The following is a 7,210-nucleotide window of genomic DNA, read 5'->3' as shown; positions in this document are numbered from 1 at the left end:
CCACCCTGGAACGCGGAATCCGCCGAGACGACGACCTCGCCCACACCTACCGCAACTGGCTCCAAACCGCTTGACGAACAATAGGAGCATCAATGGGCCTCGGACGAGGGAGCACCGGGCGCTCCCTCGTCCGAGGCACAGGCAGGCGGCGCATGCCAACCGCCCACGTCCCGGCCCTCGTTGACTACAGCCGACTACTGCCGGCCGCTGCCGATCACCGTGCCTACTGCCCGACGCGGCCCGGCTGGAGCACCTTGGTGAACAGCACCGTGCCGCCCTGGGCCCGCAGACGGACCGTCAGTTCACCGCTGCCGCCGTCGATGTCGACCTCGCCGAAGAGCTGCGGCGCCTCCATCGGTGAGACGTTCGCCCGGTCCGGAGCCTTGACGTACACCCGGTCGGGACCGAACGTGCCGTCCAGGGCGTTGGCCTGGAACTGGCCCGCGGCGAGCGGTCCCGACACGAACTCCCAGAACGGCGCGAAGTCCTTGAACGCGGCCCGCTCCGGCTCGTAGTGCTGCGCCGAGGTGTGGTGCACATCCGCCGTCAGCCACAGCGTGCCGGTGATCCGCCGGTGCTTGATGTACCGCAGCAGTTCGGCGATCTGGAGCTCCCGGCCGAGCGGTGCGCCGGGATCGCCCTGGGCGATGGCCTCGATGTTCGCCGTACCGTCCGGTACGACCAGACCGATCGGCATATCGGCGGCGATCACCTTCCACACCGCGCGCGAACGCGACAGTTCGCGCTTGAGCCATTGGAGCTGCTCGGCGCCCAGGATGCCGGTCGTGTCGTCGGCCTGTCGGCCGGGCGAGTTGGCGTTGCGGTACGTCCTCATGTCGAGAACGAACACATCCAGCAGCGGACCATGGTTGATCACCCTGTGGACACGCCGGTCCGTACCGCGCGCGCCCGTGCCGGAGATGGGGAAGTACTCGTGGAACGCCTGCGTGGAGCGTGCGGCGAGCACATCCACGTTCTTCTCGGTGTAGCGCACGTCGTCCAGGATCTGCCCGGGATACCAGTTGTTGCGTACCTCGTGGTCGTCCCACTGGACGATGGACGGCACCTGTGCGTTGAACCGGCGGACGTTCGCGTCGAGCAGGTTGTAGCGGAAGTTGCCCCGGTACTCGGCGAGTGTCTCCGCCACCTTGGACTTCTCCTCGGTGGTGATGTTGCGGTAGACACGGCCGTCGGGCAGCGTCACGCTCGGCTCGATCACACCGTCCGCGTAGATCGTGTCGCCGCTGCACAGGAAGAAGTCCGGGTTGAGCCGACGCATGTCCTCGTACACCCGGAAGCCGCCGATGTCCGGGTTGATGCCCCAGCCCTGGCCCGCGACATCGCCGGACCAGACGAACCGCACGCCCTGCCGGCGCTTCGCGGGCGCGGTACGGAACGTGCCGTACACCGGCTCGCCGGTACGGCGCGGATCGTGCGGGTCGGCGAGCGTGACGCGGTAGTGCACCTGCTCACCGTCGGGCAGCCCGCTCAGCGGGACCGTCCCGGTGAAGTCGCTGCCTGCTCCGAGCAGAGGTCCGTGCCAGGTCCGGGCGCGGCGGAACGATTCGGTGGCCGAGGTCTCCACGGTCATCCGGGCGGGCCGGTCCGACCGTACCCACACCAGCCCGGTGGAGGTGGTGATGTCGCCGGCCTGTACGCCCCAGGCGGCACTCGGCCGTCCTGACCGGGCCTGGGCCGGGGCGGCGGTGGCGAGCGCGGCGCCGGGAAGGGCCAGCGCGGCCGAGGCGGCGAGCGAACCGCGCAGCACACTGCGGCGGGCGGGAGAGTTCGCGCCGCCGGCGGAGGCGGAAGTGTCGGTGGCCTGGGACGGATCGGGGTTGTTGCTGGGGCTGTTCGACATCGATGAGTCTCCTGGGCAGGTGGATGCCGGGCTGTCGTGCCATGCCTAGTCGCCGGCGGCAGCCACCGCGCGAACCCCGTATGAACAACCGACCGTCCCGCCGAGCCCCGCCCCCGCCCCCGCAGCGTCCCGTACTGCCGCGCGCGTCACCTGGACAGCCGACAAGCACTGGGCTGGGATGGGACGGTGGCGACCGAGACGACGAGCACCGACGAAGCTGACGGAACTGACGGAACTGACGGAACTGACGAACCCGATGAAACCGCTGTATTCGAAAGGCACCGGAGCGTACTGACCGGAGTGGCCTACCGCATGCTCGGCCGGTTCGCCGACGCCGAGGACGTCGTGCAGGAGGCATGGCTGCGCTGGAGCGGGGAAGGGCGTGCGGACGTCCGCGAGCCGCGCGCCTATCTCGTACGGATCACCACCCGGCTCGCCATCGACCGGCTGCGCCAGGCCCAGTCGCGGCGCGAGGCCTATGTGGGGCCCTGGCTGCCGGAGCCGGTCGTCACCGACTACGGTCCGGCCGCGCCCGACACGGCCGAGCGTGCCGTGCTCGCCGATTCGGTCTCGCTCGCCGTACTGGTCGTCCTGGAGTCCCTCTCGCCGCTGGAGCGCGCGGTGTTCGTTCTGCGCGAGGCATTCGGCTTTCCGTTCGCCGAGATCGCCGCCGTACTGGACCGGAGCGAGGCGGCCGTCCGTCAGCTCGCGGGCCGGGCCCGCCGCCATGTCGAGGAGCGCAGGCCCCGTTACGACGTGGATCCCGCCGAACGCCGCGATCTCACCGAGCGGTTCCTCGCGGCGGCCGGCGGTGGTGACATGGAGGCCCTCATCGGTCTGCTGGCGCCGGACGTTCGGCTCGTCGGCGACAGCGGCGGCAAGGCAAAGGCACCGCTGCGGATCATCGAGGGCGCCGACAAGGTGGCGCGGTTCTTCATCGCCGTCGCGGGCGACGCGGCCCGCTACGAACGCCGGATCGTGGAGATCAACGGCGCCGTGGCCCTGTTGGTCCTCAGCGACGGAAAGCCGGATCTCGTCCTTCAACTGGAGATCGCCGACGGCACGGTGCGGTCCGTTCACATCATGCGGAATCCGGACAAGCTCGGTGGAGTGGTTTCCGGGCGGCCCGCCCTGTAAGCCCTGCTCGCCGCTCCACGCGTTACGGAGTCCCGTGTCCATTCCGGCCGCGGGACTCCGTGTCACCTGCGCCTCACCGGTGTACGAACGTACTGTGAACACCCTGAGTCCGGGAGTGACTTCTCTCGGTGACCGAAGCAGGATTGGTCTTGACCAACTGGATGGGCGGTCCTATCGTCGCTAGTTAGTGCAGGAACCTTTAATAAACATTGCACGGAAAACCCGCCGGGGACACGGCGATTGCGGAGGATCAGGGTGGGGACCACGCAGCTTGAAACAGTGCCGGAGCCTAAGTACTGGCACCTCAAGACCGTTCTCGGTGAAGCACTCGACTCCGACTTCGCGGTGGGCGAGATCCTGCCCAACGAGCGTGAACTGGCCGCTCGTTTCGGAGTCGCGCGCGCCACGCTGAGGCAGGCGCTCGAACAGCTCGAACTGGAAGGCCGGCTCCAGCGCCGCCGCGGTGTCGGCACGACCGTCGCGCCGCCGCGGGTCGGTGTGGACGTCTCGACGGCCCAGCACGAATGGCCGGGCGCCGCCCAGGACGCCTGGCAGCCGATCGACTGCGCCATGGCGCCCGTCGGCGCGGGAGTGGCCCGGCTGCTGGAGACGGAGACCGGCGAAGAGGTCCACACGGTCCGCAGGATCCGGGTCACGCACGGTCAGTCCGTCGCGACCGAACTGCTCTACGTACCGTCCTCGTCCGTGCCCGAGCTGTCGGCGATCGACGCGCCGTCCGGCCCGGCCCGCGCCCGCAGCGTGCTGCGCGAGCTTCAGCGGCTCTGCCTCGACGGCCAGGACCGCGCGGTGGAGCTGGGCTCCGCGCGCGCGGACGACGCCAAGGCGCTGGACCGGCTGCCGGGCGCTCCGGTGCTCGTGGTCACGACGCGCTATGTGGTGGACGGCCGTACGGCCGCGGTCTCGGTGGCGACGTACCGCGCGGACACCTGTCGGCTGACCTTCGGCGCGTCGGGCGATCTGGAGATCAGCGACCACCCGCAGGAGCGCAGGGCGTCCTGAAGCCGGGCGCCCTCACCGGTCCCGGCGGGACGTCACCGTACTTTCCACCGCGAAGAGCTGCTCCTCGACATGGTCCAGGGCCAGTCGCAGCGCGCCCGTCGCCACCGCCGCCTCGCCGAGCAGCGAGAGCGTCACCCGCGGCGGGCGCAGACAGTAGCGGGAGAGTTCGCCGCGCAGCGGATCCAGTACGCCATCGAGTCCGGCCGCCCAGCCGCCGATCACCACCAGCTCCGGGTCCAGCGCCAGCACCAGCGCCGCCACATCGTGCACCAGCCGCTGGATGAACCGCTCGACGGCCGCCTGGGCGCGTATGTCGCCCTCTTTGGCATGGGCGAAGACCTTCGCCACCGCCTGCTCGTCGAGCGGATGGAGCGGCTCGTCCGTCGTCGACAGCAGCTTCTCGGGCGTCACATCGCGGCCCAGCAGATGCAGCGCGCCGATCTCGCCCGCGGCTCCGCCGAATCCGCGGTGCAGCCGGCCGCCGATCATGGCGCCCGCGCCGGGACTGAGCCCAGCCAGTACGAAGACGATGTCGTCGGAGTCGGTGGCGGCGCCCTTCCACTGTTCGGCCACCGCCGCCGCGTTGGCGTCGTTCTCCACCAGGACGGGACATCGGAACGAGCGGCGCAGCCGCTCACCGAGCGCCAGCCCGGTCCACTGAGGGAGCGCCGTGCCCAGCCGTACGGTCCCGTCGGCCTCCACGATGCCGGGACTGCCGACGCCCACCGCCCGCAGGGAGCCGCGCGGTACACCGGTGCGCCGCAGGAGGTCCGCGACGACCAGCCGTACCCGGTCAAGCCGTTCATCAGCGTCGGCCTTCTCCGAGACCTCACGCGCGCCGGCGCCGATGATCCTGCCGTCCAGTCCGGAGAGCAGCGCGGCGATCCGGTGCGGTCCGATCTCGATCCCGAGCAGATGGCCCGCCTCGGCGCGGAACCGGAACCGCCGTGCGGGACGGCCCTGTTTACGCGTCTCGCCCTCCTCAGGCGCGCACTCCACGACCAGGCCCGTCTCGATCAGCCCTTCCACCACGCCCTCGACGGTCGGGCGGGACAGATCCGTGATCCGGGTCAGATCGGTGAGGGTGAGAGGGCCGGCGCCGCGCAGGGCGTGCAGCACCACGGCCGAGTTGATCCGCCGCAGGAGAGAAGGGTCTCCGCCGGTCAGCCGCCCCACGGTATGTCCTCCCAGCTCGTGCGTGTTTGGCGGATGCTACTCGGTGGTTGACGGTGCGGCGAGTCGCGAGGACTCCGGGCTTACCGGTGAGTTGCTCGGGCTGATTAGGCTGAGGCGTGTTGGCGACGCAAGAGGCGGAGGAGCCGGGATGGCGCAGGACGAAGTTGTGGTGATCAGTCCCACGGGCTGGGTGGCCGAACAGGCCAAGACATACGAGGAGTCCAACGGCGCCCTCGGCACGGAGGTGCAGGGCGCGCCGTGTCTGCTGCTGGACTACCGCGGCCGGCGAACCGGCCAGTGGCGGCGCACCGTACTGATCTACGGCCGTGACGGCGACGGCTATCTGCTCGTGGCGTCCAAGGGCGGTGCCGACGAGCATCCGCTGTGGTTCCTCAATCTGGAGGCGAACCCGGACGTACGGCTCCGGGTCGGCGCCGAGCGCTTCGCCGCGCGGGCGGAGACCTTGTCACCGGAGGAGAAGGCCCGGGTGTGGCCGGGGCTGGTGGAGTTGTTCCCGCAGTACGACGAGTACCAGAAGAAGACGGACAGGGACATTCCGGTCGTACGGCTGACGCGCGTGGCGGACTGACGTACGTGGCGGACTGAGGCGCTGAGCCATGGCCCGTCTCCGTGGCCCCCGGGTTCTCCCTCTGTGGCGGACCGGGGGCCGCTGACGGTCCGTCAGTCGCCGGTCGTCTCCCACCACGTGACCGGCGCACCGCCCGCCGAAGCGATCCTCACCAGTCCGTGATCGAGCCGTCGCGCCGCCGGGCGACGGGCAGATAGGCGGGCTCGTACGGGAAGCGCGCGGCCAGCGCCTCGTCGACCTCGATCCCGAGACCGGGCTCGTCCCCGGGATGCAGATGGCCGTCCTCGTAACTCCACGCGTGACGGAACACCTCGTGGACGACCGGCTCGTATCCCATGTACTCCTGGATGGCGAAGTTCGGTGTCGACAGACCGACATGGAGCGACGCGCCCAGCGCCACCGGTGAGATGTCCGAAGGGCCGTGCGGGCCGAGCCGTACCTGCCAGAGCTCGGCCAGGGCCGCGATCCGCCGGAGATGGCTGATCCCGCCCGCGTGCGTCACACAGGTCCGTACGAAGTCGATGAGCTGTTCGGTGATCAGCGTCTGGCACTCCCAGACGGTGTTGAACACCTCGCCGATGGCCAGCGGCACGGTGGTGTGCCGCCGTACATGGCGCAGCACCTCCTGGTTCTCGGCCGGAGTCACATCCTCCAGCCAGAAGAGGTTCACCGCCTCCAGCGCCTTGCCGAGCCGGGCCGCCTCGCCGGGAGTGAGCCGGTGGTGCACGTCGTGCAGCAGCTTCAGCTCGGGTCCCACATGCTCACGGACCGCCGCGAGCATCTCGGGCGCGTGCCGGAGATACGCGTCGGTGTCCCAGATCTCCTCCTGCGGCCCCGGGCCGTGCGGCCCCGGGCCGCGCCCGTCCGGCTGCTCATGCCCGGAGGCCGGCTTGTGGCCGGGAGTCTGCTCGTGTGCGGGAGCGTTCTCGCTCACGCCGTACACCGTGCCGAGACCGGGCACACCGCTCTGCGCCCGCACCGCGCGGAAGCCGCGCTCGCGCTGGGCGTCGACCGCGTCGAGGAGCCGTGGTACATCCCAGCCGCTGGCGTGCGTGTAGCAGAGGATCCGGTCGCGGACCGCGCCGCCGAGCAGCTGGTAGACGGGCTGTCCGGTGGCCTTGCCCTTGATGTCCCACAGGGCGAGATCCACCGCGCCGACGGAGGTCATGGTCACCGGACCGCGCCGCCAGTAGGCGCCTCGGTAGAGGTACTGCCAGGTGTCCTCGATCCTCGCCGGATCGCGGCCGATGAGCAGCGGCGCGACATGGTCACGGAGATAGGAGGCGACGGCGAGTTCGCGGCCGTTGAGCGTGGCGTCGCCCCAGCCGACCAGTCCCTCGGCCGTGGTGATCTTGAGCGTGACGAAGTTACGGCCGGGGCTGGTGATGACGACGTCCGCGGCGACGATCGTGTCGGTCCCGCTCACC

General features: G+C 70.2%; 6 protein-coding genes. 3 read left to right on the top strand and 3 right to left on the bottom strand.

The window, feature by feature from the left end:
- Window positions 1-223: 223 nt before the first annotated feature.
- Window positions 224-1,861, bottom strand: coding sequence for an alkaline phosphatase D family protein (locus ACFV6H_RS35605; protein ID WP_385550725.1), 1,638 nt, complete (start codon window positions 1,859-1,861; stop codon window positions 224-226).
- A gap of 186 nt (window positions 1,862-2,047) precedes the next feature.
- On the opposite strand from ACFV6H_RS35605, the gene sigJ reads away from it, so the two are divergent.
- Both sigJ and ACFV6H_RS35595 read left to right on the top strand, forming a co-directional pair.
- Window positions 2,048-2,998 carry an RNA polymerase sigma factor SigJ gene (gene sigJ, locus ACFV6H_RS35600; protein ID WP_385550723.1) on the top strand — a complete coding sequence of 317 codons (951 nt, stop codon included), beginning with the start codon at window positions 2,048-2,050 and terminating at the stop codon, window positions 2,996-2,998.
- Window positions 2,999-3,253: 255 nt separating this feature from the next.
- A complete protein-coding gene (locus tag ACFV6H_RS35595) occupies window positions 3,254-4,018 on the top strand; it encodes a GntR family transcriptional regulator (RefSeq protein WP_384782841.1) in 765 nt (254 codons plus the stop codon).
- A gap of 12 nt (window positions 4,019-4,030) precedes the next feature.
- On the opposite strand, the gene ACFV6H_RS35590 is transcribed toward ACFV6H_RS35595, so the two are convergent.
- Entirely contained in the window at window positions 4,031-5,194 is a 1,164-nt protein-coding gene (locus ACFV6H_RS35590; RefSeq protein WP_385550721.1) for an ROK family transcriptional regulator, read from the bottom strand.
- 148 nt (window positions 5,195-5,342) lie between these two features.
- Between ACFV6H_RS35590 and ACFV6H_RS35585 the strand changes: the two genes are divergently transcribed.
- Window positions 5,343-5,783 carry a nitroreductase family deazaflavin-dependent oxidoreductase gene (locus ACFV6H_RS35585; RefSeq protein ID WP_385550719.1) on the top strand — a complete coding sequence of 147 codons (441 nt, stop codon included), beginning with the start codon at window positions 5,343-5,345 and terminating at the stop codon, window positions 5,781-5,783.
- Window positions 5,784-5,931: 148 nt separating this feature from the next.
- Here ACFV6H_RS35585 and manD read toward each other — a convergent pair whose 3' ends face one another.
- A complete protein-coding gene (gene manD, locus ACFV6H_RS35580) occupies window positions 5,932-7,209 on the bottom strand; it encodes a D-mannonate dehydratase ManD (protein ID WP_385550717.1) in 1,278 nt (425 codons plus the stop codon).
- Between the last annotated feature and the right edge of the window lies 1 nt (window position 7,210).

It is taken from the genome of Streptomyces sp. NPDC059743, from assembly GCF_042732975.1.
Classification (GTDB): domain Bacteria; phylum Actinomycetota; class Actinomycetes; order Streptomycetales; family Streptomycetaceae; genus Streptomyces.
The sequence above is the reverse complement of the archived record's forward strand: the minus strand, read 5'-3'. Positions and strand labels throughout refer to the sequence as shown.